We start from the raw sequence: 26,624 nt of genomic DNA, 5'->3' as shown, positions 1-26,624 counted from the left end.
AGGTGCCCGTCGGGGCTGTTGTTCCAGTCGTTTCACCACCGGGGGCCGGTGGCGCGACTGACGGTCAGGATCGAACCTGTAATTGCTCGACGATCCTGTCTTTGACCTGCAAGCGCTTCTCTTTGAGTTTCTTCAGGGTGTCGTCGCTGGGTGCATCCGAGGTCGCCGTCTCGGCCTTGACGACTTCGGCGTCCGCCAGGAAATACTTGTTGATCAGTGCATCCAGATGTGGATCCGCGGTGCGTCGTTGCTGGATCTCTTCCTTTGTCAGTTTCAAGTCCTGTAACAAATCATGGGTCACCGGCATGGAACACCTCCGTCAATTGATCGGCAGCCAACGCGTTCGATTGCGCTGGCCAGGTATCAGAATGGCCTCGGTTGACCGGTTCTGTCGACCTCCTGTCAGACCAGCGGTGCCCGTTCGTCGCCCTTTCGCAAATGCGATAAAACCTTTTGTCGGCGATTTCCCTCCATTGAATAACGCTCACAAAAACCTGCGTGGAGTAATACCAATGGACGGATTCAAACTGCGTCATCTTTTTCTGGCCGTGGCTTTGAGCACCGGCATGGGCTCGGCCTTCGCCGCCACCGATAACGACTTCGTCGATAACGCCGCGGCCGGTGGCATCGCTGAAATCGAAACCAGCCGCCTGGCGCTGGAAAAAAGCCAGTCGGCCGACATCAAGGCCTTCGCCAACATGATGATCACCGACCATGGCAAGGCCAACGATGAGCTGGCGACGATTGCCAAGGCCAACGACATTGAAGTGCCAGACACTACGACGCTGGTCAAGCAGGCCAAGGAAAAGATCCTGGACATGCGCGATGAATCCTTCGATGCGGCGTACGCCAACAATCAGGTCAAGGCCCACGAAGAAACCATCGAGCTTTTCAAGAAACAAGCCAACACCGTGACTGACGACAAGGTCAAAGGCGCCACTGAACTCAAGGCCTTTGCGCAGAAAATGTTGCCGGGTCTGGAGAAACACCTGGCGGCCGCCAAAGAGCTGCAGGCCAAACACCCCAGCAAGTAACCGCCAGATACGCAAAGAGGCCGCCTCCATTGGACGCGGCCTCTTTGCGTTGAGGTCTTGTTGCGCGCAAAATGCCAGCATTCGCCGTCACGCCGACTAGAGTTACCGGTGCGTTCCATGCGGCAGATCTAAAATATCCTCGCGGGTACGAACAACTATTTCGAATGGCCAAGGTCATTCACTTCGCGCCGGTCATTTATCGAAGAACCGGCCCCCAATTCGCAATGGAGCAACATCTACATGGCAGCACTGCAGAACAGCACACTTGATGCGATGAAAAACAAACAGGCACAACTGCTGGGCGAATGGATCAAAGGGCTGCAAGACAGCGGCGCCACCCGCAATCTCAAGGAACACGACGTGCAGCAGCAGACCAGCGAGTTCCTGCAACTGGTGGTCAGCGGACTGGAAAACGACAACGCCACCAACATCGCCGCACCGGGCTGGGAGGCTACCCGCCAGTTCCTCGAAAAGCTGTCTCACAGTCGTGCCCTGCTCGGTCAGGATTCACAACAGACCGCCAGTTTCATCTTCGCCCTCAAAGGTCCGCTATTCGCTTTGCTGCAAAGCCATTACCGTGAACAGCCGGCGCTGCTCGCCGAACAGCTCTGGGAAATCTCCGAACTGCTCGACGCCTTCGGCCTGCACACCATCCGCACCTTCCAGAAATCCCGTGAAGCGGTAATCAAGCGTCAGCAGGAAGAACTGCTGGAGCTGTCCACCCCGGTGGTCAAGCTGTGGGAAGGCGTGCTCGCGCTGCCGATGATCGGCACCCTCGACTCGCAACGCACCCAGGTCGTGATGGAGTCGCTGCTGCAACGCATCGTCGACACCGGTTCGGAAATCGCCATCATCGACATCACTGGCGTGCCGACCGTCGACACCCTTGTGGCCCAGCACCTGCTGAAAACCGTCACTGCGATCCGCCTGATGGGCGCCGATTGCATCATCAGCGGCGTGCGTCCGCAGATCGCCCAGACCATCGTCCACCTGGGCCTCGATCTGCAAGGCGTGGTGACCAAAGCCAATCTGGCCGATGCCTTGAAACTGGCGCTGACCCGTCTGGGTACCACCCTCACCAAGACGGTTTGATCAATGGAACGTATCCCGATTCTTCAGATGGGCGACTTCCTGCTGGTGACCATCCAGGTCGACATGCATGACCAACTCGCCCTCACCCTGCAGGACGACTTGTCCGAGCGCATCAGCAAAACCTCGGCCCGTGGGGTGCTGATCGATATCTCGGCGCTGGACATGGTCGATTCGTTCATCGGCCGGATGATCGGCACCATTTCCGGCCTGTCGAAAATCATGGACGCCGAAACCATGCTGGTCGGCATGCAACCGGCGGTGGCGATCACCCTGGTCGAGCTCGGCCTGAACCTGCCAGGCGTCAGCACCGCGCTGAACGTCGAGCGCGGAATGAAACTGTTGCAGGAACGAGTACGCCAGCAATGACCGTGCGCAGCAGCGGTACCCAACCGATTCACATCGAGCAGGACGTGGTGCTGGCCCGGCAACAGGCACGCAAACTGGCCACCGAATGCGGCATGCGCCTGATCGACCTGACCAAACTGGTGACCGCGGTCAGCGAGCTGGCGCGCAACACCATGGTCTACGGCGGTGGCGGCGACATGGACTGGCAGATCCTCGACGACAACCACAAGGTCGGCCTGCGTCTGACTTTTCGCGATGAAGGCCCGGGCATTGCCGACATCAAACTGGCGATGACCGACGGCTGGACGTCCGGCAGCGGCCTCGGCCTGGGGTTGACCGGAGCCAAGCGACTGGTCGACGAATTCGAACTGGACACCGCGCCCGGTAAAGGCACCCGGATAACAATCACCCGATGGACATGAATTTCAGCGGGAGTCTGACCCGAGTGCTGCTCCTTGAAGACAGCAGCCAGATCGGCCATGCCCGGCGCACGGCGCAGCAACTCGCCGAGCAGCATGGTTTTGATGAGCGCGATGCCGGACGTGTTGCGCTGGTGGCCACGGAACTGGCGAGCAACGTGCTCAAGCATGCGACACACGGTGAATTGCACCTGCGCGTGTTGAAGCGCGTCGATGGTTTCGGCCTCGAAATGCTCGCGGTCGACCGCGCCGGTGGCTTCGATCTCGATGCGTGCATGGCCGATGGTTTTTCCACGGGCGGCACTCAGGGGATCGGCCTCGGCGCGGTGTCGCGCCAGACCGAAGTGTTTGATGTGTATGCCGACGCTCGGGGCGCCGTATTGCTGGCACGGCTGTATCCGCGCAGTGATCGGCAGCCGGATCTGCGCTTCGGCGTCAGTCAGCATTCACTGCACAACGACCCGGCATGTGGAGACGTGTGGCATCTGGCGTTCAACGGGCCGGATATCAGCGCCCTGATCATCGACGGCCTGGGCCATGGCGAAGACGCCGAGCGCGCCGGCCGCACCGGAGAAAAAGCCTTCGCCCTGAACCCCTTCGGCTCCCCGGTGCCGCTGATGGAGGACCTGCACCGGGAAATGATCGGCACCCGTGGCGGCGCGGTGGCGTTTGCGCAGTTCCATGGCCAGCGCGCCAGCCTGACCTATGCCGGTGTCGGCAACATCGGTGCCAGCCTGGTGACGGCCGACAAGTCCCGCGGACTGGCCTCGCACCCCGGAATCGTCGGCGGCCAGTACCGAAAAGCCCAGCCCTTTGACTATGCTCACGTGAACGGACATCTATTGATCATGTACAGCGATGGCTTGCAGTCCCGTTGGAATCTACAAGACTATCCCGGCCTGGTGCATCGTCATCCTGCCGTGATAGCCACCGTCCTGCACCGCGACTTCTGTCGCGGGCGCGACGATGTAACGGTGCTGGTCATTGCCCTGGAGGCCGCCCATGGCTGAGTCGCCGACCTTGAACAGCGCCGAACAGGCTGCGTTGATCGCCCGGTTGCAGAGCGAAACGGCGGCACTGCGTGACGAACTCGACGAAACCAATCAGGGCGTGCTCGCCCTGTACGCCGAACTCGATACCCAGGCCGAACAACTGCGTCAGGCCTCCGACCTGAAAAGCCGCTTCCTGTCGTACATGAGCCACGAGTTCCGCACCCCGCTGGGTTCGATTCTGAGCATCAACAGCCTGTTGGCCGACGAACTCGACGGCCCACTCAGCCCGGAGCAACACAAGCAGGTGGCGTTTGTCAGCAGCGCCGCCCGGGAACTCAGCGACATGGTCGATGACCTGCTCGATTTGGCCAAGATCGAGGCCGGACGCATCAACATTTCCCCGGCGTGGTTCGACATGTTCGATCTGTTCGCCGCCTTGCGGGGAATGTTCCGGCCGATTGTCGACGCCACGGCGGTGGACCTGATTTTTGAAGAACCCGTGGGCCTGCCGCGACTCTTCACGGATGACAAGAAGCTGGCGCAAATCCTGCGCAACTTCATTTCCAACTCGCTGAAATTCACCACCCGTGGCGAAGTCCGGATCTCGGCGCGCCTCGAAGGCCAGGACAAAGTGCGATTTGCGGTCAGCGACACCGGCATCGGTATCGCTCCTGAATTGCACGGCACCTTGTTCGAAGATTTTTCACAGGTCGACTCACCGCTGCAAAAGCGCCTGCGCGGCACCGGGCTCGGCTTGTCCCTGTGCAAGCGCTTCGCCGAATTGCTCGGTGGTGAGGTTGGTGTCGAGAGTACACCGGGCGTGGGCTCAAGCTTTTTCGTGATCATTCCGTTGGCGATCGCCCAGGAGAACGTCGATGAAACATGACATCCGTCTGTTGATCGTCGATGACAACGTCGCCACTCGCTATGCCTTGCGCCGGCGCCTGGAGCGCCACGGTTACGAAGTGCTCGAAGCCGGCACCGGCGGCGAAGGTCTGGCGTTGATCGCCAGTGAACCGCTCGATGCGCTGATTCTCGACGTCAACCTGCCGGACATGAGCGGTTTCGACATCGTCCGTGAACTGCGCTCCGACTCTCGCACTGCCCTGCTCCCGGTGATCCATGTGTCGGCCGCGTCGATCCAGACCGGCGACATCATCACCGGCCTCGACGCCGGAGCCGATGCCTATCTGATTCACCCGGTCGATCCCGATGTGCTGCTGGCAACGTTGCGCACCCTGCTGCGAGTACGCGACACGGAGAGTGCGTTGCGTGAAAGCGAGGCGCGTTTTCGCGAGATTTTCGTCAATGTCTCGGCTCCGATTGCGGTACTCGATGCCGAGCTCAAGGTCCACGAGTGCAATCACGCCTTCTCCCAACTGATCCAGGACAACCTCGACTCCGAGGCACTCAACGAGTGTTTCGCTGACGATCAAGGTGCGATCCTTCGCGAGTTGCGCCTGCGTCTGGTGGACGGCGAGCGCTGGAAAGGCACGCTGAACATGCGCGTGCAAGGCGAGATCCGCGAGACCGAGTGGCAGATTTCACCCTATCGCACCCCGAAGCTGAGCCTGGTGTTCGTCGAAGACGTCACCGAGCACCGTCATCGCGAACGCTCGCACCTGGCTCAGTTGGACGACACCACCACGCAACTGGCCAAGGAAGTCGCCGACCGGGTACGCGCCGAATCGCAACTGCTGCAAGTGCAGAAGATGGATGCGCTGGGCAAACTCACCGGCGGCATCGCCCATGACTTCAACAACCTGCTGACCGGGATCATCACCAGTCTTGAGCTGATCCAGAAACGCGTCGCCGATGCCCGTCCGGACAAGGTCCGGTTCTACGCCGAAGCGGCCCTGAACTCGGCGATGAGTGCGGCCTCGCTCACCCATCGTTTGCTGGCCTTCGCCCGGCAACAGCCGCTCGACACTCGGCCGGTGGACATCAACGAGCACGTTCGTTCGCTCGAAGAATTACTGGTGCGCACCATCGGTGAACGCATCGCCCTCAAGCTGGAGCTGACCACCAAACCGGCGATTGCACTGGTTGACCCGATCCAGCTGGAAAGCGCGGTGCTCAACCTGGTGATCAATGCCCGGGACGCGTTGCCTCAGGGCGGCAATATCTGGGTCAGCACCTACGCGGCGTACTCCCACGGTGATCCGAACCTCACCGACGGTTCCTACGTAGCGCTGTCGGTGCGCGATGACGGCACCGGTATCGAGCACAGTTTGATCGACAAGGTATTCGAGCCGTTTTTCACCACCAAACCGCTCGGCCAGGGCACCGGGCTGGGACTGTCGACGATCTACGGTTTCGCCCGCCAGTCAGGCGGCGATGCGCACATCCGCAGTGTGGCGCGGCGCGGCACCGAAGTGACGATCATGTTGCCAGCCAGCAACGACCCGACCGCCGTCGATGTGCCCATCCCGACGATTGATGCCAAAGGCAGCGGCGAACACGTGCTGATCGTCGAAGACATGCCGGGCGTGCGACTGTTCGTCACCGAGGTACTGGAGGACGCCGGTTACCGCTGCACCCAGGCCGGCGATATCGAAACCGCGCTGGAGTGCTTGCAGAACGATCCATCGATCAATCTGCTGCTGACCGACGTCGGCCTGCCGCGCATGAGCGGCCGCGAACTGGCGGACGTTGCCCGGGGCTGGCGCGAAGGGTTGCCGATCCTGTTCATGACCGGTTACGCGGAAACGGCGATCAACCGCCAGGTGTTCCTCGGGGCTGGCATGGAGATGTTGGTCAAACCGTTCCACATCAGTGAATTGCTGGACAAGGTGCGCCGCACGCTCGACGGCGCCTGATACGCCGCCATCGCGGGCAAGCCCGCTTCCACAGTCTTATTGCCGTACACACATTCGTGAACACATCAGACTCAGTGGGGGCGGGCTTGCCCGCGATGAGGCCGGCCCAGGCGACGCCGTTATCGGCTCAAGGCCCGGGCAAGAAACGGCGCAGTCCGGCTCTTCTTGCTCGCCGCCACTTTCTGCGGCGTCCCGGCCACGACGATCTTGCCGCCCTGATCCCCCGCTCCCGGTCCGATGTCGATCACCCAGTCGCTCTGCGCCACCACGCGCATTTCATGCTCGACCACGATCACCGTATGCCCCGCCGTCACCAGCGTATCCAGCTGCTCGAGCAAGCGGTCGACATCCCGAGGGTGCAAACCGGTGGTGGGTTCATCCAGCACGTACAACGTCGCGCCGCGCTGATTGCGCTGCAGCTTCGTGGCCAGTTTGATCCGCTGGGCTTCGCCGCCGGACAGCTCGGTCGCCGGTTGCCCGAGGCGCAAGTAACCGAGGCCGATATCGCGCAGCACCTCCAGCGAACGGCGAATTGCCGGTTGCTCGGCAAACACCGTCACCGCCTCATCCACCGTCAGCTGCAATACCTGCGCGATGCTCAATCCCTGCCAGAGGATGGCCAGGGTCTCGGGGTTGTAACGCGCGCCATGACAGGTCGGGCACGGCGCATAAACGCTGGGCATGAACAGCAATTCGACACTGACAAACCCCTCGCCTTCACAGGTCGGGCAGCGCCCCTTGGCGACGTTGAAGGAAAACTGCCCGGCGTCGTATCCCGCCGCTTTCGCCTCGTCGGTCGCGGCGAACAACTTGCGTACGTTGTCGAACAACCCGGTGTAGGTCGCCAGATTCGAACGCGGAGTACGACCGATGGGTTTCTGATCGACCTGCACCAGACGCCTGATCGACTCCAGCCCGGCGCTGACCTGGCCGGTGCTGGCAGTCGGGGTCTCATCTTCCAGATTGAGTTCTTCCGGCTCGGCGTCACTGACACTGCGCCCGAGTTGCGCGCCGACCAGTTCCAGCAGCGCTTGACTGACCAGGCTCGACTTGCCGGAACCGGAGACACCGGTGACCGAGGTGAAACAGCCCAGCGGAAATTCGGCGCTGAGGTTATTCAGGTTGTTGCGGGTGACGCCGTCGAGCTTCAGCCAGCCCGACGGTTTGCGCGCGGTGCGGGTCGGCCGTTGCTGTTCGGCAAACAGGTAGGCGCGGGTCTGCGAGTGTTCGACCGCCGCCAGCCCCGGTGGCGGGCCGCTGTAGAGAATCTGCCCGCCCTTTTCGCCCGCTGCCGGGCCGACATCGATCAGCCAGTCGGCCCGGCGCATGGTGTCCAGATCGTGTTCGACCACAAACACACTGTTGCCGTCGGCCTTCAGACGCTGCAAGGCCTCGAACAGCGCCTCGCCGTCAGCCGGGTGCAGGCCGGCGGACGGTTCGTCGAGCACGTAGATCACACCGAACAATTGCGAACCCAGTTGAGTGGCCAGCCGCAGACGTTGCAACTCGCCGGACGACAGGGTCGGCGTGCTGCGCTCCAGGGCCAGATAACCGAGGCCGAGATCGGTCAGGGTGCTGACCCGGTCCAGCAAGTCCTCGGCAATGCGCTGCGCGGCCAGGCGCTTCTCCAGCGACAGGTTCGGCGTATGGCGCACGTCCGGCGCGTTGGCGTGGCCGCTGGCGCCATGGGCCACGCGCTGCTGGCGGGCTTCGCGGGTCTGGCGGTGAGTCAGGGTTTCACCGGTTTCATCGGCGTGCTCCAGCCAGCTCGCATCCGCCACCGGCTTCAAGACTTCGGCGACTTGCAACAGTGGCATCCGCGACAACTCGCCGATGTCATACCCGGCAAACGTCACCGACAGCGCCTCTCGCTTGAGGCGCTTGCCATCGCACAACGGGCACAGGCTGCCGAGCATGAATTGCGACACGCGCTTCTTCATCAACGCGCTTTGTGAATGAGTGAAGGTGTGCAGGATGTAGCGCCGTGCGCCGGTGAAGGTGCCTTGATAACTGGGCTCCATCTTGCGCTGCAGGGCGACGCGGGTTTCTTCGGGTGTCAGCCCGGCGTACACCGGAACCGTCGGTGTTTCCTCGGTGAAAAGGATCCAGTCGCGCTGCTTTTTCGGCAGTTTGCGCCATGGAATATCGACGTCGATGCCCATGGTCACCAGGATGTCGCGCAGGTTCTGTCCCTGCCAGGCCAGCGGCCAGGCGGCCACGGCGCGCTGGCGAATGGTCAGTTCGGGATCGGGCACCATCAGCGCCTCGGTCACCTCGTAAACCCGCCCCAGTCCATGGCACTCGGGGCACGCGCCTTGTGGCGTGTTCGGTGAAAAATCCTCGGCATACAACATCGGCTGATCCGGCGGGTAGCTGCCGGCGCGCGAGTAAAGCATGCGGATCAGGCTCGACAGCGTGGTCACGCTGCCGACTGACGAGCGCGTACTCGGCGTGCCGCGTTGTTGCTGCAGGGCCACGGCCGGCGGCAGGCCTTCAATGGAGTCGACGTCCGGCACGCCGACCTGATCGATCAGCCTGCGCGCATAGGGCGCCACCGATTCGAAATAGCGCCGCTGTGCTTCGGCATACAGCGTCGAAAACGCCAGCGACGACTTGCCCGAACCCGACACGCCGGTGAACACCACCAGCGCATCACGGGGAATATCGACATCGACGTTCTTCAGGTTGTGTTCACGGGCGCCGCGCACGCGAACCATGCCGGCGGCGGAATTGGAGCTGCGCTTGGAGGTCATTGGCCAGCCTTGATCAAGGGATTCGAAGCTCAGGCACTGAGCACGGTTCGGATCATCTGCAACAGCGCTTCGGGGCCGTAAGGCTTGCCGAGCAGATGGGTATCGGGGCTGAGCTGGTGATTGCGCGAAATGATGTCGCGGGTGTGGCCCGAGGTGAACAGCACCGCCACCGGTGGCATCTGCACCTTGGCCCACGCCGCCAGATCGGAGCTCTTGATCAGGCCGGGCATGACCACGTCGGTGAAGATCAGGTCGACCCGAGCGCCTTCCATCAGCATCTGCATGGCCGCATCGCCATTGCCGGCGATCAGCACGCGGTAGCCTTCTTCACGCAACAGCTCGACGGCGGAGTTGCGTACCGCTTCGTTGTCCTCGACCACCAGGATCGTCTCGTTGCCACCCGTGAGGCGTTTCTCCACGCTGGGCGCCGCATGATCTACCGGTCGAACGCTGCGCGGAAAGTACAACTGCACTCGCGTACCCTGGCCCACCTGGCTGTCGATCTCGACATGGCCGCCGCTCTGTTTGACGAAACCGAACACCATGCTCAAGCCGAGACCGGTGCCCTGGCCGTCGGCCTTGGTGGTGAAAAACGGTTCGAACACCTGCTCGAGCATGTGCGGCGCAATGCCGACGCCGCTGTCACTGACCGAGACCCGGACGAAATCCCCCGGCACGATGCCCTTGCCCGAACAGAACGCCTGATCCAGCGAGAGGTTGGCGGCGCCGAGCACAATTGTGCCCTCGCCCTTCATGGCGTCGCGGGCATTGATCGCCAGATTGAGAATGGCGTTTTCCAGTTGATTGCGATCGACGTTGATGTGCCACGGTTCGTCCGGCAACTGCACGTCGATCTGAATGATTTCGCCCAACGCCCGTTGCAGCAACTCACCGACGCCTTCAAAGATCTGCCGGGGATTGCACACCGCCGGCGACAGTGGCTGGCGGCGGGCGAACGCGAGCAGTTGCGAGGACAGCTTGGCACCGCGCTCGACTGCCGCCAGCGAGGCGCTGACCCGACGCTGCACGTTGGCGTTGTTCGGTTCGTGGCGAGCCAGCAGGTGCAGGTTGCCGGCAATCACTTGCAGCAGATTGTTGAAGTCATGGGCCACGCCGCCGGTGAGGCCGCCGATGGCTTCGAGTTTCTGTGACTGTCGCAGTCGCTCTTCGGCGGCGAGGCGCGCTTCGACTTCATTTGCCACACGCTGCTCGAGATTGCGGGTGAACTTGAGCAGGGATTCTTCGGCGATCTTGCGTTCGTGAATATCGATCAGCACGCCGGGAAAACGGAACGGCCGGCCCTGTTCGTCGAACTCGCAGCAGCCACTGGCCAATACCCATAGAAAGCTGCCATCGGCGCGTATTACGCGGTACTCGGCGTTGTAGGGTTCGCCGGTGCGTACCGAATTTTCGATGCACTCCTGCACCCAGGGACGATCATCGGGATGAATGTGCGCTTCAGCAATGTGTTGCGGCAGGTTGGTGAGGTCTTGATCCGGCGGGAAGGAAAATGTCCGGGCAAAACGCTCGTCGGCCGACAGCACATTGTTTTTTACGTCCCAGACAAAGGAGCCGATCAATGCGCCGGCATTGAGGGCCAGTCGCACCCGCTCGTTATCGGCACGATAGGCATCTTCAGCGGCCTGGCGCAGACGCTCGGACAACACCAGTTCAGTGGTTTCCACCACCATCGCCATGACACCCGAAGGCACGCCGGCATCGTTGGCCACCGGGCTGTAATAAAGGTCGAGCCAGACGTCCTCGGGCACGCCATCGCGCAACAACACCAATACCTTGTTGCGGTACTCCAGGGTGCCGCCCGCCAGACAGGTGTCGACCACATGCCGATTGAAATCGGCGACTTCCGGCCAACCCAGTTCCACCGGTGATCCAAGCAGGTACGGATGCCGTCCGCCGGCAAATCGGGAATAGGCATCGTTGTAGATCATGTAACCGGCATGGCCCCAGAGCATGACCATCGGCAGCGGCGAGGCCAGCATCAACTGGACCGTGCTGCACAGGCTGGCCGGCCAGGTTTCGAGCGGGCCAAGATCCGTGCCGCTCCAGTCGAACTCACGGATTCGCCCGGCCATTTCGCCTTGCCAGCCGTCACACCCATGGCTATCGGATAAAAACTGCATCGGCTGCTTTAACGCCTTGTGGTGGGTCCGGTTCAATCGCTGCGCGGTCAAGCGTCGCGCCCGTCTATTTCGAGCGCGCTGGGCAGCGATGGTTTCATTAGAGGTATAGCCGATTTCACCCCTGCTCGACGTTCAGACTTCGATCAGGTGTTTGAGCGGATGGTAGCCGGTCTTCATCTTTGCAGCGACATCGAGGATGGCCTTCTGGATGCCGTCCAGGTGCATACAGGTCAGCTCAATGGCGGCGTTCTGATTGCCGGCCTCGATGTACTCGATCAGTCGCAGATGTTCGTCGTCGCGACAGGCTTCGTGGCTGTCGTCGTCCAGCGCGGCGGCATACAGCGAGGCGCGGGAAATCAGCTTCTGGAACCAGTCGAGCAACACCGGGTTGTTCAGGCTGCGGGCCAGTTTGATGTGGAACTCGCCGAGCAGGTGAATCAGCCGCTCGTGGTCGCCGGCTGCGTGAGCCTCGTCTTCCAGCAGCAAGTGATCGCGCAGGTCCTGCATCGCGGCAGTGTCCTTGCGCCGGCACAGTTCAGTGACGATGCCGATCTCGATCAAGCGCCGGGTTTCAAACAGCGAACGGATCTCTTCATCGCTGGGCAGCGACACCGACGCACCTTTATTGGGCTCGGTGGTGACCAATCCGTCGGCCTCCAGTTGCTTGAGCGCGGCTCGAACCGACGTGCGGCTGACATTGAACAACTCCGCCAGCGACGCCTCGCCCAGCTTCATCCCCGGACGCAGCGAACGCTTGCTGATCGCCTCGTAAACCCCTTGGTAGACGCGGTCGACCGTGGTTTCCGTTTTTTTCTCGGTCATTTGAAAACTCCTTCAATGCTGGCAACGCTGCCCGACGAACGACTCAGTCGGGGAAATGGGGGGTTGCGCCAGCAGATTAATCCGGGTATTTCTAAATTGCATTCAGATATTGCATACAATAATTAGAGGATTGCACCATTATGGGTCAGCCAATAGCCATTGAAGTGCGTAACGTATCCAAGCGGTATTCTGATGATCCTGGCCTGGCGCCAGCCCTCGACAACGTGTCGGTGAACATCGCCGACAACGAGTTCTTCACCCTCCTCGGCCCCTCGGGCTGCGGCAAGACCACCCTGCTGCGCACCATCGCCGGTTTCGAACACGTCAGCGACGGCGAGATCCGTCTGGCGGGCGAAACGGTCAATCACCTGCCGCCGTTCAAGCGTCGGGTCAACACAGTATTCCAGAGTTACGCGCTGTTTCCGCACATGAGTGTCGCGCAGAATATCGCCTTCGGCCTCGAGATGCAGGGTCTTGATCGCAAGACCATTCCAGGACGGGTCGACGAAATGCTCGCGCTGGTGCAGATGGAGCACCTGGCCGGGCGCAAACCGGCGGAACTGTCCGGCGGCCAGCAGCAACGCGTCGCTCTGGCCCGGGCCCTGGCGCCGAAACCGAAAGTGCTGTTGCTCGACGAGCCGCTGTCGGCGCTGGATCTGAAGCTGCGAAAGGAGATGCAGGTCGAACTCAAGCGCGTGCAGCAGGAAGCCGGCATCACCTTCATCTTCGTCACCCACGATCAGGAAGAAGCCCTGACCCTGTCCGACCGGATCGCGGTGATGTCCGCCGGCAAGATCCTGCAGATCGGCACCCCGACCGACATCTACGAGCGCCCGCAGCACCGCTTCGTCGCCCAGTTCATCGGCGACATCAATTTCCTCCCCGGCCAGCTCAAGCGTGGCGAGCACAACCAGAACCTCTTCGTGCCCAACGGCATGCCGGTGGAAATTCCCTGCCCGCCGCAAGGCGTCAATGGCAGCAGCGTACAACTGGCGTTTCGGCCCGAGCGCTCGCAACTGGTCGCGGCGGACCAGCCGCATCATTTGCGCGGGGTGATCGAAGCCGTGCTGTATGTCGGCACCGCGACGCTGTACCAGTGCCGTTTGAACAACGACATCAAAGTCATGCTGCGGGAAAACAACGAAGGTTTGAGCGCCTGTCGCACAGTCGGTGAGCCCGTGGCGGTGCATCTGCCACCCCAGGCCTGCCTGTTGATGGAGGCCTGAGATGAGCGTCAGCAGCACTTCCCCCTCCCTCAACCGCGCGCTGTTGCTCAGCCCGGTGGTGTTGACCCTGCTCGCCCTGATCGCCATTCCGCTGGGGATCATGGGTTACATCAGCCTGCTGCCGCGCAACACCTACGGCGGCGTCGACTGGCAGGCGCAATGGCAGTTGCAGAGTTACGTGCAGCTGTTTTTCCAGGAAGGTTTCGACGGCGAGCTGGAACTGAACTGGGTCTACGCCCAGGCGCTGTTGCGCTCGGTGTTCCAGGCCGGCGGCACCACCGTGTTGTGCTTTCTGTTCGGGTTTCCGGTGGCGTTGTGGATGTCGAGCCTGACCCCGCGCCGACGCAACCTGATGGTGTTGCTCATCACCATTCCGTTCTGGACCAACCTGCTGATCCGCAACTACGCGTGGCTGATCATCCTGCGCGAACAGGGCTGGGTCGCCCAGAGCCTTAACGCGCTGTTCCCGAATGCCGGCGGCATCACCCTGCTCTACAACGACTTCGCGGTCAGCGTCGGTCTGGTCTACAGCTTCCTGCCGTTCATGATCCTGCCGATCTACTCGACCCTGGAAAAACTCGACTGGCGTCTGGTGGAAGCCGCTTATGACCTGGGCGCCAACCGCTGGCACGCACTGCGCCGGATCATCCTGCCGCTGTCGATGCCCGGCGTGATTGCCGGCGCGTTGCTGGTGTTCGTGCCGAGCCTCGGCGCCTTCATCACCCCGGCGATTCTCGGCGGGGGCAAGACCCTGATGATCGGCAACCTGATCCAGCAGCAATTCGGCACCGCGCGCAACTGGCCGCTGGGCAGTTCGCTGTCGTTCCTGTTGCTGGGGATTCTGCTGTTGTCCCTGGTGCTCTACGCCCTCTACAGCCGCAGCGCGGCGAAAACCCTGAATCGGGGAGCGAAAGCATGATCTCTCTGCACCTGAAAAAACTCCCGGCGACCCGGGAAATCAGCCTGCTGATCCTCGCCTATCTGTACGTGCCGATCCTGGTGTTGATCGTCTACAGCTTCAACGCCAACCGCTCGGCAACGGTGTGGACCGAGTTCTCGTTCGCCTGGTACGGGCGGATCCTGGCCAACCCGTCGATCCAGACCGCGGCGCTGAATTCGATCATCGTCGCGACCATCGCCACGGTGTGCGCGACGGCGATTGCACTGCTGGCGGCGCTGGCGACTTATCGGCCGTTCTACGGGCAGAAAATGGTCGAGGGCGGGATCAACCTGCCGCTGATCCTGCCGGAGATCGTCACTGCCGTGGCCACCCTGCTGCTGTTCATGGCACTGGGGATCAAGCTCGGGCTGATGACAGTGATCGTCGCGCACATCGGCTTCTGCATTCCGTTCGCCTACCTGCCGATCCGCGCACGGCTCAACGATCTGGACAAGAGCCTGCTGGAAGCCGCCAACGACCTGTACGCCAATCCGTGGCAGGTGTTCCGCCGCGTGACCCTGCCACTGCTGTGGCCGGCGGTGTTGTCCGGTTCGGTGCTGGCATTCGTGGTCAGCCTCGACGATTTCATCATGACCTTCTTCGTCGCCGGGCCCGGTTCAACCACCTTGCCGGTGTACATCTTCTCGGCGATCAAGGCCGGCGTAACGCCGGAGATCAACGCGATCTCGACCCTGATGCTGGTGATTTCCATCGTGCTCGTGGTGCTGGCCTTCTGGCTTGGCCAACGCGGCAAACAACAATAAACCTGGAGCGCTCTGTTCATGAAAAGCAAAAGCATGCGTCTGGCTATTTCCGGTCTGGCCCTGAGTTGTTTCACCGCGTTCGGCGCCCACGCCGCCGAGCCCAAGGAGTTGTTCTTCTACAACTGGACCGATTACTACCCGGTGGACCTGCTGGCCAAATTCGAAAAGGAGACCGGGATCAAAGTCACCATGGACGGCTACGACAGCAACGAAACCCTGCTCGCCAAGTTGCAGGCCGGCGGCGCGGCGTATGACGTGATCGTGCCGTCGCAGTCGATCATGCAGACGCTGATCAAACAGGATCTGCTGCTGGAAATCGACGCTCCGACCCTGAACAACTTCCAGTACGTCAAAGGGCCGTTCCGCGATCCGAGCTTCGATCCGGGCCGCAAATATTCGGCGCCGTATCTGTGGGGCACCACCGGTTTCTCCTATGACAGCGCCCGGGTGCCGGGCGGCAAGCTCGACGACTCGTGGAAAGAGTTCTTCGAACCGCGCAAGGAACTGCAAGGCCAACTCGCCGCCCTCGACACCTCCAGCAGCGTGATCAATGCCGCCAGCCATTACCTGAACGTCGACGAATGCACGGAAAACCCGCAGGACGCCAAGCGCATCCTCGAACTGCTGCAAAAGCAGAAACCGTTTTTGAAGATGTACAGCTCCGACAACACCGTCGACCGCATGGCGTCGGGCGAAGTGATCATGATGCAGAACTGGAACGGCTCGACCGCCCGCGCCACCTTGCAGAAGAGCACGATCAAATACGTGTACCCGAAAGAAGGCCTGGCGATGTTCCAGGACAACTTCGCCGTACCTAAAAGCGCGCCGCATCCGGGCAACGCGAAGATCTTTATCGACTGGATGATGAAGCCCGAGAACGCGGCGGCCGTGTCCAACGCGATTGCCTATGCCAACGGGATTCAGAGCGATCAGTTGCTGGATGCGAAATGGAAGGTCATGGACGCGATCAACATGCCCGAGGAATACGCCTCGCGGCTGCGGCCGGAGAAGGAATGCAGCAACAAGGCGCGGGAGCTGCAGGATCGGATCTGGTCGAAGCTCAAGGGTTGATCGCCTGACTCAAGACCCAGTTGCGGCCATCGCGAGCAAGCTCGCTCCCACAAGGATCGGTGGCGCTCACAGTTCCAATGTGGGAGCTGGCTTGCCAGCGATGAGGCCCGCCCAGACAACATAGAAACAGAGGTATGCAATGTCCCATCCCCGCTGGCTCAGAAACATCCGCCCCTACGGCGCCCCCGCCGAAGACCTGCTGATCGAAAACGGCAAGTTCACCCAGCGCCGCCCGGCCTCCAATGCTCCATTGGCTGCCACCGACATCGACGGCCAGAACCAGCTCCTGACCGCCCCGCTGGTGGAAAGCCACGTCCACCTCGACAAGACCCTGTACGGCCAGCCCTGGCGCCCGAACAGCGCGGGCCCGACGCTCAAGGATTACATCAGCAACGAACGCCGCGTGTTGCGCGAAGTGAAAGCGCCGATTGCCGAACGGGCCGGTGCGCTGTTGGAAAACTGCATCGCCCGGGGTTCGCTGACGATGCGTTGCCACGTCGACATCGACCCGGAATTCGGCTTGCGTCACGTCGAGGCCATGCAACAACTGCGCGAAACCTACAACGACCTGATCGACCTGCAACTGGTGGTCTTCCCGCAAACCGGCCTGATCAGCCGCCCCGGCACCGCGGAACTGATGCGCGAAGCCATGGCCCTGGGCGTGGAAAACGTCGGCGGACTCGACCCCTGCGGCATCGACAACGACCCGATTGCACAACTGGATTTCGTGTTCAACCTGGCCCGCGACTTTCAGCGTGGCGTCGACATTCACCTGCACGACAAAGGCGAACTGGGTCTGTGGCAGATCGCCCGGATCGCCGATTACACCGAGCGCTTCAACCTGCAGAACCGGGTGATGATCAGCCATGCCTATTGCCTGGGCATGTTGCCTTGGAGCCAGGTCAAACCCGTTGCCGAACGCCTCGCGGCGCTGGGGATTTCGCTGATGAGTTCGGCGCCGGCCGATTGCGCGGTGCCGCCGTTTCTGGCGCTGCGTGAAACCGGTGTCAACGTGTGTCTCGGCTCCGACGGCATCCGCGATGCGTGGTCGCCGATGGGCAATGGCGACATGCTCGAACGAGCGATGTTGCTGGCGTTCCGTTTCGACCTGGGCAAGGACGATGAACTGGCGGCGGCATTCGACGCGGCAACGGTGAACGGAGCGCGCGCATTGGGGATCGAGGGTTACGGCTTCGCCATCGGCAAGCCTGCGGACTTTCTGCTGATGCCGGTCGAAACCCTCGGCGAGGCTGTCGTCGCGCGGCCAGTGCGTCAGGTGTATCGCGGCGGCGAACTGATCGCCAGCGGCGGTCGCTTGCTGGGCAGCCGTCTGTGAAACGGATCGGCCTCAAGGCCGCTTGCGTGGTCGGTTTCGACGGCACGCAGCATGTGCTGTGGCGCGACGGCGAAGTGGTATTTGCCGGCTCGCGCATCGAATTTGTCGGGCGCGGTTATCAAGAGCCGTTGGATCAGTGGATCGATTACGGCAATGCGCTGATCGGGCCCGGGTTCATTGACCTCGATGCCCTCGGCGATCTCGATTCCACGGTACTGACCCTGGACAACGGCGACGAACGCGCCATGGGCCGCATGTGGTCGGCGGAGTACCTGGCGAGCGGCCCGCGTGAGTCGTTCAGCCCGGAAGAAGAAGTCTTCAAGTACCGCTACGCCTTTACGCAGTTGATCCGCAACGGCATCACCACGGCGATGCCAATCACCTCGATGTACTACCGCGAATGGGCGGAGACCTACGACGAGTTTGCCGCTGTCGCCGACGTGGCGGGCGAACTGGGGCTGCGCACGTACCTCGGCCCCTGCTACATGAGCGGCATGAGTTACTGGCGTGCCGACGGCAGCCTCGCCCACCACTGGGATGAGGCTCGGGGGCTGGCCGGGCTGGACGCGGCCGAACGGTTCTTCAAGGATTTCGATGGTGCGCATGCGGGGTTGATTCGCGGTACGTTGCTGCCGGATCGCATCCAGACCTGCACCCCGGCACTGCTGCAACGTACGTCTGCATTGAGCCGCGAGCTGAATGCACCGATGCGTCTGCATTGTTGTCAGGCGCCTGGCGAAGTGGCGATGGTCGAACAGTTGCGCGGCACCACGCCGCTGGGCTGGTTGCAGCAACTCGACCTGCTCACTCCGCGCAGTCTGTTACCCCACGGCATCTACACCTCGGGCGATGACGATCTGCAACGGGTCATCGACGGCGGCGCGAGTCTGGTGCACTGCCCGCTGGTGTTCGCCCGTGACGGCGAGGCACTGAACTCGTTCGGCCGTTATCGCGCCAAGGGCATCAACTTTGCCCTTGGCACCGACACCTGGCCGGCGGACTTGCTGGCAAACATGCGCCACGGACTGAATATCGCCCGGTTGATGGAGGGCGGGCCCACGCTGACCAGCTGCCTCGATCTGTACAACGCCGCCACCCTCGGCGGTGCCAAGGCCTTGGGCCGTGATGACCTCGGTCGCCTGGCACCCGGCGCCAAGGCGGATATCACCGTGTTCAACCTGCGCGGACTGCACCTGGGCCCGTTATTCGATCCACTGAAAAACCTGCTGCTGGCCGGACGCGGCGACGACTGCATCGCCAGTTTCATCGACGGTCGCTGCGTGATGCACGACGGTCAGGTCAACGGCGTCGACTACCCCACGCTGCAACGTCAGGCCCAGCGCCAATACGAAAAACTGATGCGCAGCCACAGCGACCGGGCCTTTGGCCGACCGGACTGGAAAACCCTGTTCCAGCCGGCCATACCGTTCGCCGACGACTACAGCGCCGAAGCGCCGTTGAGCGCCATCGATCCACTTCTTTAGAGAACACTGCCATGCACAGCTTCGATTTCAGCCAACTGAGCCCACGGGAAAAGTACAAGATTCTGATCGGCAGCGTGGTGCCGCGCCCGATTGCACTGGTTACCACCATCGACGGCGAAGGCCGGGTCAATGCGGCGCCGTTCAGCTTCTTCAATGCGCTGTCGGCGGATCCGCCCATTCTTGCGCTCGGCGTGGAGAACTATGGCGACCAGAGTCCCAAGGACACCACGCGCAATATCCAGATGAATCAGGAATTCACCGTCAACATCGTCAGCGACGCATTGGTGGAAGCCATGAACGTCTGTGCCGTGCCGTTCGCGCCGGGCTTCGATGAGTTGACCGCAGCGGGCCTGACGGCAATTCCCGGCACCTCGGTCAAATGCCCGCGAATCGGCGAAGCGCCAGTGGCGCTGGAATGTCGGCGGATGATGGCGCTGAACATCGGCCAGTCGCGGGAGATCATTTTTGGCGAGGTGTTGATGGCGCATGTGCGCGACGAGTTGATCGACCCGAAAACCCTGTACATCGATCAATTGGGGCTGGATGCGATCGGACGCATGGGCGGCCATGGTTATGCGCGGACCCGGGATTACTTCGATTTGCCGACCCGCTCGTTGCAAGCGTGGACGGAGGCACCGGGAGGTGGCGAGCGGTTTTGGCCCGCCAGATAAAACAGCGGCCCACCGAGGTGCTGATCATTCCCACGTCGAGGCGTCGAACCGTCCGCGTGGGAATGCATACCGTGACGCTCTGCGTCACAGTGGACGCGGAGCGTCCATGGCGGCATTCCCACGCAGAGCGTGGGAACGATCCCGAGCAGCCGCAGAGCGTGGGAACGATCAGTGCGAAACAGGTCGATCAGTCAGTGCCGTACTTCGGCGACCGTGGCCCGTACAGCAGGCCCGCCGGATGTCCGGCCGACAGCAGTCGATTGCTGGCCACACCGGCAATCGGGTAGCCGGCATCGGTTGAGCTGTTGATGATCTGCTTCACCGCTGCGGTGATCAGCGCGCCGATCAGGCCGCCACCGCTGTTGTTGCCGCCCTCTTCGCTCGACGCCCGGGCCGCACCGGTCCACAGGGTGACGCCGGTTTTCAGGTCCACCAGTTTGGCGCTCGCGGTGACGGCAGTTTCGCTGCTGATCACCATGTAACGCGTGCCGTACTCGCTGACGGTGATGTACAGCGCCGCGTCGGCACCGAAGATTTCCTGCAGCTTGTTGGCCGGTGCCGCATGGATGTCATCCGGCGTAGTCAGGCCGTTCTGGCGGAACGTCTCGTCGACCAACGTGATCGGCAGCACGTAGTAACCGGCCTCGGCCAGCGGAAAAGTCACTTGCGACAACAGGCTATAGGACGCCTTGACGTCCGGCGAGGTGTTCAGCGGCGGCAGTACCAGAATGGATTTCGGCCGCGCTTGCTTGTACGCCGAGTAGTCCACGGTTTTAGGTGCAACGCAGCCACCCAGAACGGTCAGCGCCAGGCCTGCGGCCAGCCCTTTCAAGGCACGCGAGATCATTGCGCATCTCCGGTCTTGGCGTTTTTAAGCAGAAAGTCCATGTACGTGCCGGACTCGGGGAACAGGGTCTTCTCGGTGCGCAATTGCTGCACCATCTGATCGTCCTTGCCCATGCTCAGGTACAGCAGACCAAGGTGTGCGTGGTAACCCGGCGGTACCGGCTTGCCACTGGCGCGGATCTTTTGCAGATCGGCTTCCAGCGCTTCGGCCTGGGCCTCTTTCGGCGTTTCGCTTTTGAAGTATTCGTAGACTTGTGGCTGGTAGCCTTCCCACTGGTACAGGGTTTGCGGGCTGCTGCAACCAGCCAGCAGCGCGCCGGCAGCCAGGGCCATCAGCGACCGGGACAGGGACAGATTCATGGTGTGTTGCTCCTTGCGATGGGCGTCTATCAGTTGCCCGGTTTCCAGGCGCCGGCGTTCATGCCATCGACCAGGCGATTGATCGCCTCGCGCATGGCCAGATCGAGGACTTTGCCGTTGAGGGTGGAGTCGTAGGCAGCGGTGCCGCCGAAGCCGATGATTTCGCGGTTGGACAAGGCGTATTCGCCGGCGCCCTGGGTCGAATACACCACTTCGGAGGTGCTGATGTTGACGATGTTCAGGTTGACCTTGGCGTAGGCAACCTGGGTCTTGCCACGGCCGAGAATGCCGAACAGTTGATGATCGCCGGTCTCTTTGCGGCCGAACTCGGTGACGTCACCGGTCACGACGTAATCGGCGCCTTTCAGACGCTGGGCCTGGCCCTTGATCGCCGCCTCCTGCTGGATTTCACCCATGTTGTCGCGGTCGAGCACGGAGAAACGGTTGGTCTGCTGCAAGTGGGTGATCAGGATGGTCTTGGCCTGGCCGCCGAGACGGTCTACGCCGTCGGAGAAGATTCCGCGCATGTAGCTCGAACGGTTGTCGAACTTGCCCACGGCCATCGGGATACGCACGCCGGACCAGGCCTGGGCGGCGCTTTCCACCTTGGCCACCGGCAGTGCGCGGGAGCTTTCGGTGGCGCAACCGGCGAGCGAGCCGGCCAGGGTGCCGAGGACGGCAATCGCAATACCTGAGACCAACATCCGGGAGATCATTCTCACTTTGCATTCCTTCTGAAAATCGATGTGTCCCGGCACGGCGAAGTCGTGGGGGATCGGGAAAGGGGCGGCATTATGCCAAAGTGCCATCAGTGAGGACAGGTTTTTTTGACGTCAGCAAATTGGCTTTTGAAGCGATCAGCTGCCGTCAGCGACCGAGCGTTCCCACGTCGAGGCGTCGAACCGTCCGCGTGGGAATGCATACCGTGACGCTCTGCGTCACAGTGGACGCGGAGCGTCCATGGCGGCATTCCCACGCGGAGCGTGGGAACGATCACTAATCAACCAGTTGCCGTCAGTGGAAATCGCGGCTTTGCACCCGAATCCCGTTGAGCAACGGACTGAGGTCGCTCAAGCGTCCGGCGATCAGATGCCGCACCTCGCCTTCCCGTTCCCAGCGGCCATCGACCTTGAGCAATTGCGAGCCCACAAGCACCTGACGCTGGCGCTCGGCCAGATCGCGCCAGACCACCACGTTGACGTTGCCGAACTCGTCCTCCAGGGTCACGAACGTCACGCCACTGGCGGTGCCCGGCCTCTGGCGACCGGTCACCAGCCCCGCCACGCTGACCGGCCGGCCATGCTCGACCTCCAGCAACTCCCGGGAGCTGCGGCAGCGCCGCGCCCGCAACTCGTCGCGCAACAACGTCAACGGGTGCGGCCCCAGCGTGGTGCCGAGGGTGGCGTAATCGGTGAACAGGTCTTCGCTGACACTCGGCGTCGGCAGCAGCACATCCGGCTCCTCCTGACTCGGCAACCCGGCAAACAGTCCAAGCTGTTTCTGCACCCCGGCCACTTCCCATCGTGCCCGATGGCGATGACCGGCCAGGCCGCGCAGCGCGCCGGCATCCGCCAGTAGCGCCTGAGCGCGACTGTCGAGCCCGGCGCGCTCGCCCAGATCGGCGACATCGGCAAACGCGCCCCTCGCCCGAGCGCTTTCAATGTTCCGCGCATCCTCTTCGCGAAAGCCCTTGATCATCCGCAAACCCATGCGAATCGCCGGTTGCTCGCCGGCAATCGGCTCCAGACTGCAATCCCAGTCACTGGCGCGCACGTCCACCGGGCGGATCTGCAAATGATGCCGGCGCGCGTCCTGAAGAATCTGATCCGGGCTGTAGAAACCCATCGGCCAGCTGTTGATCAGCGCACAGGCGAACGCCGCCGGTTCGTGGCACTTGAGCCAGCAGCTGGCATAGGTCAGCAAGGCAAAACTGGCGGCGTGGGACTCGGGAAAGCCGTAACTGCCGAAGCCCTTGATCTGTTCGAAGATCTGCGCGGCGAATTCCGGGCTGTAGCCGTTTTTCTTCATGCCGGCGGCCAGCCGTTCCTTGTGCGGTTCCAGCCCGCCGTGGCGTTTCCACGCCGCCATGGAGCGGCGCAACTGGTCGGCCTCGCCGGGGCTGTAATCGGCGGCGACAATCGCGATCTGCATCACCTGTTCCTGAAACAGCGGCACGCCGAGGGTGCGTTTGAGCACCACTTCCAGCTCCGGTGACGGATAGGTCTCCTCTTCTTCCTCGTTCCGGCGACGCAGATACGGATGGACCATCCCGCCCTGGATCGGCCCCGGCCGGACAATGGCCACTTCGATCACCAGATCGTAGAAAGTTTGCGGGCGCAGACGTGGCAGCATCGACATCTGCGCCCGGGACTCGATCTGGAACACGCCGATGGTGTCGGCGCGGCTGATCATGTCGTAGGTCGGGCGGTCGTCAGCCGGGATGGTCGCCAGGCTCAGATCCTTATGACGATGACGGCGCAGCAGATCGAAACAGCGACGAATCGCACTGAGCATGCCGAGGGCAAGGATATCCACCTTGAGCAGCCCGACCGCATCGAGGTCGTCCTTGTCCCACTGAATGATCGTGCGGTCGGCCATGGCGGCGTTTTCCACCGGCACCAGCGTGTCCAGCGGTTGCTCGGAAATCACGAAACCACCGGGGTGCTGCGACAGGTGTCGGGGGAAGCCGATCAGTTGCCCGGTCAGGCTCAGCACCCGGTGCAGCAGCGGACTTTCGGGGTCGAAACCGCCTTCGCGTAGGCGCTCCACGGGCGGCGTTTCATCGCTCCAGTGGCCGCAGCAGTCGGCCAGCGCATTGATCTGGTCCGGCGGCAAGCCCAGCGCCTTGGCCACATCGCGGATCGCGCCGCTGGCGTGGTAAGTGCTGACCACCGCCGTCAGCGCCGCACGACGGCGACCATAACGACGAAACACGTATTGCAGGACTTCTTCCCGGCGTTCGTGCTCGAAATCCACGTCGATGTCCGGCGGCTCGTTGCGCTCTCTCGACATGAAACGCTCGAACAGCAGCGTGGTGCGATCCGGATCGATCTCGGTGATGCCCAAGGCAAAACACACCGCCGAGTTGGCCGCCGAACCCCGGCCCTGGCAAAGGATTTTCTGCTTGCGGGCGAAGCGCACCACGTCGTGCACGGTGAGGAAGTAGCTTTCGTAGCCGAGTTCGGCGATCAGCTTCAGTTCCTTGTTGATCTGCCTCAGCACCTTGAAGGGCGCGCCGTTTTCCCAGCGCCAGGCGATGCCCTGTTTAGTCAACTGTCGCAGCCAGGAACGACCCGAGTGTCCATCGGGCACCAGCTCTTTCGGATACTGATAACGCAATTGGCTCAAATCGAACGTGCAGCGCCGGGCCAGTTTCACCGATTCGTCCAGCAAGGTCTGCGGATACAACTCGCGCAACACATCGAGGCTGCGCAAATGCCGCTCGCCGTTGGGATGCAGACGCAACCCGGCCTCGGCCACCGGGACGTGGTGGCGGATCGCAGTCATGGTGTCCTGCAAGGCCCGCCGGCCACGGGCGTGCATGTGCACATCGCCACTGGCCACCGCTGGAATCTGCAATTCATCCGCCAGACTCAGCAGTGCGGCCAGCCGTTGCTGATCGTTCTGCCCTCGATGCAACTGCACGGCCAGCCACAGCCGTTCACCGAAGGTCTGCTTCAGCCAGCGGCCCTCTTCCACGTCATCGACCGTATCCGGCACCCACAGCACCCGCAATCCCGGCAATGACTCGCTGAAGTCCTCGCGCAGCACTTGATACTGGCCTTTCTGCATGCGCCTTCGGGCCTGAGTGATCAAGCCGCACAGCGCCTGATAACCCTCGATGTTCTCGACCAGCACCACCAGTTTCGGGCCGTTCTCGATGCGGATTTCGCTGCCGATGATCAGCGGCAACTCAACCGACTTCGCTGCCTGCCAGGCACGGACAATTCCGGCCAGCGTGCACTCATCAGTGATCGCCAGCGCCTGATAGCCGTGTTTTTTTGCACGTTGAAACAGCTCCAGCGCACTGGACGCACCGCGCTGGAAACTGAAGTTCGACAGGCAGTGCAGCTCGGCATAACCCTGATTCACGCGAACCAGCCTTGCAGCCACAACGGGCCGCCCTCACCCACTGTCCGGTACGCCCAGCCTTGCTGGCCGGCGCGGTTCTGGATCAGGTAATAATCACGGCGCACGTCATCACCGTCCCACCAGCCGGACTCGATCCGTTCCGGGCCCATGAGAATGCGCGCCGAACCTTCGGGCACGCACTGCGGCTCACCCAACAACCAGCCCGGACGCTGCACGCCCGGCAATGCAGGGCAACGCTGTTTGTCGTCGGCGTTCTGCCACGCGCATTCCGGACGGTGATCGGCCTGAAAGCGCAGGCCCTGGACCGCCTCATCCCCCAGCCGCGCGCGCAGGCGTTCGCGCAGTTGCTCCCAGGGCAAGGTCTGCTGCGGTCGGTCGTCGAACAGTTCCTGAAACTGCGGCACGAAACTCGGCAGATCCTCGGCGCGCAGACGAAAGCCGCGCACCGGGGCTTCGACCTGCACCTGCTCCAGTCGGCCACGGGCCAGTTCAAAGAGCATCGCCGGATCGCGCTCGGCGCTGAGCAGACCGACCTTGATCAGCGTATCCGGCAGCCCCGCATGTTCCAGATGCAGATCGAAGCGCTGCACGCCGCTGTCGCGCCCGCACAAAAACGCCGCCAGATCGGACGTCAGGCGGCGCAATGGAAACAGCAGCGCCTGATGGGATTGCACGTCGAAATTGAGTTCGATCCGCACGTCGAAACGGTCCGGCGGCAGATAGAAAGCCAGCGCCAGCGGCCGTGCGCCGAACAGCGTGTCCAGATGCTTGAGCATCGGCGCCTCGAAACGCCGGGCCAGGGCCTGACGCGGCAGGTTCTGCACCTGATGAAGGTTGCGCAGGCCCATGCGCGACAGCGCCGTGGCCACGCTCGGTTCCAGCCCGATACGGTCGACCGGCAATTGCCCGAGGTGGTGGCGCAAGGCTTCACCGTCGGGCACCACCAATCCGTCGTAGGCGTTGGCCAGTATTCGCGCCGCTACCGGGTTGGGCGCGGCGACGATCCGGTGACGAAAGCCCAGCTCGGACAGCTCCGTGCGCAACCGTGCTTCGAACTGCGCCCAGGAACCGAACAGCCCCAGGCTCGATTCGATCTCGAATACCACGGTGCGCGGGTAATGCACGCTGACCTGGGCGCTGAAACGATAGGCCCAGGCGGCGAGAAACTGCTGCCAGTGCTCGACCTCGGCCGAATCGTAATCGACGGTGGCGAATCCTTTGCTCATGGCCTGCGCGGCGGTCATCGACTGCCCCGGACGCAAGCCCAGCGCCCGCGCCGCCGGGTTGACCGCTTGCAGCACCCGGCGCTGGGCCGGGCCGCTGAGCAACGCCAGGGGTTGTTCGGGATCGGGGCGCTGACGCAGCACGGCGTCGAGGGCCAATTGCGGGAACAGAATGCAAACCCAGCGCATGGCGA

At 62.4% G+C, this 26,624-nt stretch carries 23 protein-coding genes; 14 read left to right on the top strand and 9 right to left on the bottom strand.

The annotated features are described in order from the left end of the window. Nucleotides 1–64: 64 nt before the first annotated feature. On the bottom strand, nucleotides 65–307 hold the full coding sequence (locus MKZ87_RS01725; RefSeq protein ID WP_085695914.1) for a DUF465 domain-containing protein: 243 nt from the start codon (nucleotides 305–307) through the stop codon (nucleotides 65–67). Nucleotides 308–512: 205 nt separating this feature from the next. Here MKZ87_RS01725 and MKZ87_RS01720 point away from each other — a divergent pair, with 205 nt between their 5' ends. The 7 genes from MKZ87_RS01720 to MKZ87_RS01690 all read left to right on the top strand — a co-directional run bounded on the left by MKZ87_RS01720 (nucleotide 513) and on the right by MKZ87_RS01690 (nucleotide 6,701). Then, nucleotides 513–1,034, top strand: a complete 522-nt coding sequence (locus MKZ87_RS01720) for a DUF4142 domain-containing protein (protein ID WP_085695913.1) — start codon at nucleotides 513–515, stop codon at nucleotides 1,032–1,034. Between the two features lie 240 nt (nucleotides 1,035–1,274). Continuing rightward, nucleotides 1,275–2,126 (top strand): STAS domain-containing protein, encoded by an 852-nt coding sequence (locus tag MKZ87_RS01715; protein WP_085695912.1) that lies wholly within the window; start codon nucleotides 1,275–1,277, stop codon nucleotides 2,124–2,126. A 3-nt stretch (nucleotides 2,127–2,129) separates the two neighbouring features. Next, nucleotides 2,130–2,492, top strand: a complete 363-nt coding sequence (locus tag MKZ87_RS01710) for an STAS domain-containing protein (RefSeq protein ID WP_007959463.1) — start codon at nucleotides 2,130–2,132, stop codon at nucleotides 2,490–2,492. Then, on the top strand, nucleotides 2,489–2,893 hold the full coding sequence (locus MKZ87_RS01705) for an anti-sigma regulatory factor (RefSeq protein ID WP_085695911.1): 405 nt from the start codon (nucleotides 2,489–2,491) through the stop codon (nucleotides 2,891–2,893). The genes MKZ87_RS01710 and MKZ87_RS01705 overlap by 4 nt, the downstream gene beginning before the upstream one ends. Continuing rightward, the gene (locus tag MKZ87_RS01700; RefSeq protein WP_266200284.1) at nucleotides 2,890–3,900 is read left to right on the top strand and encodes an ATP-binding protein; all 1,011 of its coding nucleotides are present in this window, start codon (nucleotides 2,890–2,892) and stop codon (nucleotides 3,898–3,900) included. Before MKZ87_RS01705 ends, MKZ87_RS01700 begins: the two co-directional genes overlap by 4 nt. Beyond that, on the top strand, nucleotides 3,893–4,768 hold the full coding sequence (locus MKZ87_RS01695) for a sensor histidine kinase (protein WP_085695910.1): 876 nt from the start codon (nucleotides 3,893–3,895) through the stop codon (nucleotides 4,766–4,768). The genes MKZ87_RS01700 and MKZ87_RS01695 overlap by 8 nt, the downstream gene beginning before the upstream one ends. Next, nucleotides 4,758–6,701 carry a response regulator gene (locus tag MKZ87_RS01690; protein ID WP_227232756.1) on the top strand — a complete coding sequence of 648 codons (1,944 nt, stop codon included), beginning with the start codon at nucleotides 4,758–4,760 and terminating at the stop codon, nucleotides 6,699–6,701. The genes MKZ87_RS01695 and MKZ87_RS01690 overlap by 11 nt, the downstream gene beginning before the upstream one ends. A gap of 119 nt (nucleotides 6,702–6,820) precedes the next feature. Here MKZ87_RS01690 and MKZ87_RS01685 read toward each other — a convergent pair whose 3' ends face one another. The 3 genes from MKZ87_RS01685 to MKZ87_RS01675 all read right to left on the bottom strand — a co-directional run bounded on the left by MKZ87_RS01685 (nucleotide 6,821) and on the right by MKZ87_RS01675 (nucleotide 12,417). Further along, complete coding sequence (locus tag MKZ87_RS01685; protein WP_266200143.1) at nucleotides 6,821–9,454, bottom strand: excinuclease ABC subunit UvrA; 2,634 nt, start codon at nucleotides 9,452–9,454, stop codon at nucleotides 6,821–6,823. A gap of 29 nt (nucleotides 9,455–9,483) precedes the next feature. Continuing rightward, nucleotides 9,484–11,595 (bottom strand): PAS domain-containing hybrid sensor histidine kinase/response regulator, encoded by a 2,112-nt coding sequence (locus MKZ87_RS01680; protein ID WP_085701880.1) that lies wholly within the window; start codon nucleotides 11,593–11,595, stop codon nucleotides 9,484–9,486. 132 nt (nucleotides 11,596–11,727) lie between these two features. Continuing rightward, nucleotides 11,728–12,417 (bottom strand): GntR family transcriptional regulator, encoded by a 690-nt coding sequence (locus MKZ87_RS01675; RefSeq protein WP_085701879.1) that lies wholly within the window; start codon nucleotides 12,415–12,417, stop codon nucleotides 11,728–11,730. Between the two features lie 140 nt (nucleotides 12,418–12,557). Here MKZ87_RS01675 and MKZ87_RS01670 point away from each other — a divergent pair, with 140 nt between their 5' ends. The 7 genes from MKZ87_RS01670 to MKZ87_RS01640 all read left to right on the top strand — a co-directional run bounded on the left by MKZ87_RS01670 (nucleotide 12,558) and on the right by MKZ87_RS01640 (nucleotide 19,909). Continuing rightward, nucleotides 12,558–13,643 carry an ABC transporter ATP-binding protein gene (locus tag MKZ87_RS01670; protein ID WP_266200142.1) on the top strand — a complete coding sequence of 362 codons (1,086 nt, stop codon included), beginning with the start codon at nucleotides 12,558–12,560 and terminating at the stop codon, nucleotides 13,641–13,643. A gap of 1 nt (nucleotide 13,644) precedes the next feature. After that, entirely contained in the window at nucleotides 13,645–14,562 is a 918-nt protein-coding gene (locus tag MKZ87_RS01665) for an ABC transporter permease (protein WP_085695904.1), read from the top strand. Further along, the gene (locus MKZ87_RS01660) at nucleotides 14,559–15,347 is read left to right on the top strand and encodes an ABC transporter permease (protein ID WP_085695903.1); all 789 of its coding nucleotides are present in this window, start codon (nucleotides 14,559–14,561) and stop codon (nucleotides 15,345–15,347) included. The genes MKZ87_RS01665 and MKZ87_RS01660 overlap by 4 nt, the downstream gene beginning before the upstream one ends. An 18-nt stretch (nucleotides 15,348–15,365) precedes the next feature. Beyond that, nucleotides 15,366–16,418: an extracellular solute-binding protein gene (locus tag MKZ87_RS01655; protein WP_266200141.1), complete on the top strand. Its 1,053-nt coding sequence runs from the start codon at nucleotides 15,366–15,368 to the stop codon at nucleotides 16,416–16,418. A gap of 139 nt (nucleotides 16,419–16,557) precedes the next feature. Beyond that, nucleotides 16,558–17,754 (top strand): amidohydrolase family protein, encoded by a 1,197-nt coding sequence (locus MKZ87_RS01650; RefSeq protein ID WP_227232761.1) that lies wholly within the window; start codon nucleotides 16,558–16,560, stop codon nucleotides 17,752–17,754. Then, nucleotides 17,751–19,238: an amidohydrolase family protein gene (locus MKZ87_RS01645; protein ID WP_266200140.1), complete on the top strand. Its 1,488-nt coding sequence runs from the start codon at nucleotides 17,751–17,753 to the stop codon at nucleotides 19,236–19,238. The genes MKZ87_RS01650 and MKZ87_RS01645 overlap by 4 nt, the downstream gene beginning before the upstream one ends. Before the next feature lie 11 nt (nucleotides 19,239–19,249). Next, a complete protein-coding gene (locus tag MKZ87_RS01640; RefSeq protein WP_085695899.1) occupies nucleotides 19,250–19,909 on the top strand; it encodes a flavin reductase family protein in 660 nt (219 codons plus the stop codon). A gap of 187 nt (nucleotides 19,910–20,096) precedes the next feature. Here MKZ87_RS01640 and MKZ87_RS01635 read toward each other — a convergent pair whose 3' ends face one another. From MKZ87_RS01635 to MKZ87_RS01615, 5 genes are all read right to left on the bottom strand, one after another. After that, complete coding sequence (locus MKZ87_RS01635; RefSeq protein WP_085695898.1) at nucleotides 20,097–20,756, bottom strand: DUF799 domain-containing protein; 660 nt, start codon at nucleotides 20,754–20,756, stop codon at nucleotides 20,097–20,099. Continuing rightward, complete coding sequence (locus MKZ87_RS01630) at nucleotides 20,753–21,115, bottom strand: DUF4810 domain-containing protein (RefSeq protein ID WP_085695897.1); 363 nt, start codon at nucleotides 21,113–21,115, stop codon at nucleotides 20,753–20,755. The genes MKZ87_RS01635 and MKZ87_RS01630 overlap by 4 nt, the downstream gene beginning before the upstream one ends. Nucleotides 21,116–21,144: 29 nt before the next feature. Beyond that, nucleotides 21,145–21,831 carry a CsgG/HfaB family protein gene (locus MKZ87_RS01625; protein ID WP_176247708.1) on the bottom strand — a complete coding sequence of 229 codons (687 nt, stop codon included), beginning with the start codon at nucleotides 21,829–21,831 and terminating at the stop codon, nucleotides 21,145–21,147. Between the two features lie 298 nt (nucleotides 21,832–22,129). After that, nucleotides 22,130–25,228 (bottom strand): error-prone DNA polymerase, encoded by a 3,099-nt coding sequence (locus MKZ87_RS01620; protein ID WP_266200139.1) that lies wholly within the window; start codon nucleotides 25,226–25,228, stop codon nucleotides 22,130–22,132. After that, on the bottom strand, nucleotides 25,204–26,619 hold the full coding sequence (locus MKZ87_RS01615) for a Y-family DNA polymerase (RefSeq protein ID WP_266200138.1): 1,416 nt from the start codon (nucleotides 26,617–26,619) through the stop codon (nucleotides 25,204–25,206). Before MKZ87_RS01615 ends, MKZ87_RS01620 begins: the two co-directional genes overlap by 25 nt. Nucleotides 26,620–26,624: the final 5 nt, after the last annotated feature.

Source organism: Pseudomonas sp. MCal1 (assembly GCF_026341415.1).
Taxonomy (GTDB): Bacteria; Pseudomonadota; Gammaproteobacteria; order Pseudomonadales; family Pseudomonadaceae; genus Aquipseudomonas.
Note: the sequence above shows the minus strand (reverse complement) of the source record. Positions and strands in the feature narration are given on the sequence as shown.

Excerpts from the sequence above, each read along its gene's own strand:
- MKZ87_RS01725 (WP_085695914.1), bottom strand. The coding sequence starts at position 307 with ATGCCGGTGACCCATGATTTGTTACAGGACTTGAAACTGACAAAGGAA.
- MKZ87_RS01720 (WP_085695913.1), top strand. The coding sequence starts at position 513 with ATGGACGGATTCAAACTGCGTCATCTTTTTCTGGCCGTGGCTTTGAGC.
- MKZ87_RS01715 (WP_085695912.1), top strand. The coding sequence starts at position 1,275 with ATGGCAGCACTGCAGAACAGCACACTTGATGCGATGAAAAACAAACAG.
- MKZ87_RS01710 (WP_007959463.1), top strand. The coding sequence starts at position 2,130 with ATGGAACGTATCCCGATTCTTCAGATGGGCGACTTCCTGCTGGTGACC.
- MKZ87_RS01705 (WP_085695911.1), top strand. The coding sequence starts at position 2,489 with ATGACCGTGCGCAGCAGCGGTACCCAACCGATTCACATCGAGCAGGAC.
- MKZ87_RS01700 (WP_266200284.1), top strand. The coding sequence starts at position 2,890 with ATGAATTTCAGCGGGAGTCTGACCCGAGTGCTGCTCCTTGAAGACAGC.
- MKZ87_RS01695 (WP_085695910.1), top strand. The coding sequence starts at position 3,893 with ATGGCTGAGTCGCCGACCTTGAACAGCGCCGAACAGGCTGCGTTGATC.
- MKZ87_RS01690 (WP_227232756.1), top strand. The coding sequence starts at position 4,758 with ATGAAACATGACATCCGTCTGTTGATCGTCGATGACAACGTCGCCACT.
- MKZ87_RS01685 (WP_266200143.1), bottom strand. The coding sequence starts at position 9,454 with ATGACCTCCAAGCGCAGCTCCAATTCCGCCGCCGGCATGGTTCGCGTG.
- MKZ87_RS01680 (WP_085701880.1), bottom strand. The coding sequence starts at position 11,595 with ATGCAGTTTTTATCCGATAGCCATGGGTGTGACGGCTGGCAAGGCGAA.
- MKZ87_RS01675 (WP_085701879.1), bottom strand. The coding sequence starts at position 12,417 with ATGACCGAGAAAAAAACGGAAACCACGGTCGACCGCGTCTACCAAGGG.
- MKZ87_RS01670 (WP_266200142.1), top strand. The coding sequence starts at position 12,558 with ATGGGTCAGCCAATAGCCATTGAAGTGCGTAACGTATCCAAGCGGTAT.
- MKZ87_RS01665 (WP_085695904.1), top strand. The coding sequence starts at position 13,645 with ATGAGCGTCAGCAGCACTTCCCCCTCCCTCAACCGCGCGCTGTTGCTC.
- MKZ87_RS01660 (WP_085695903.1), top strand. The coding sequence starts at position 14,559 with ATGATCTCTCTGCACCTGAAAAAACTCCCGGCGACCCGGGAAATCAGC.
- MKZ87_RS01655 (WP_266200141.1), top strand. The coding sequence starts at position 15,366 with ATGAAAAGCAAAAGCATGCGTCTGGCTATTTCCGGTCTGGCCCTGAGT.
- MKZ87_RS01650 (WP_227232761.1), top strand. The coding sequence starts at position 16,558 with ATGTCCCATCCCCGCTGGCTCAGAAACATCCGCCCCTACGGCGCCCCC.
- MKZ87_RS01640 (WP_085695899.1), top strand. The coding sequence starts at position 19,250 with ATGCACAGCTTCGATTTCAGCCAACTGAGCCCACGGGAAAAGTACAAG.
- MKZ87_RS01635 (WP_085695898.1), bottom strand. The coding sequence starts at position 20,756 with ATGATCTCGCGTGCCTTGAAAGGGCTGGCCGCAGGCCTGGCGCTGACC.
- MKZ87_RS01630 (WP_085695897.1), bottom strand. The coding sequence starts at position 21,115 with ATGAATCTGTCCCTGTCCCGGTCGCTGATGGCCCTGGCTGCCGGCGCG.
- MKZ87_RS01625 (WP_176247708.1), bottom strand. The coding sequence starts at position 21,831 with ATGATCTCCCGGATGTTGGTCTCAGGTATTGCGATTGCCGTCCTCGGC.
- MKZ87_RS01615 (WP_266200138.1), bottom strand. The coding sequence starts at position 26,619 with ATGCGCTGGGTTTGCATTCTGTTCCCGCAATTGGCCCTCGACGCCGTG.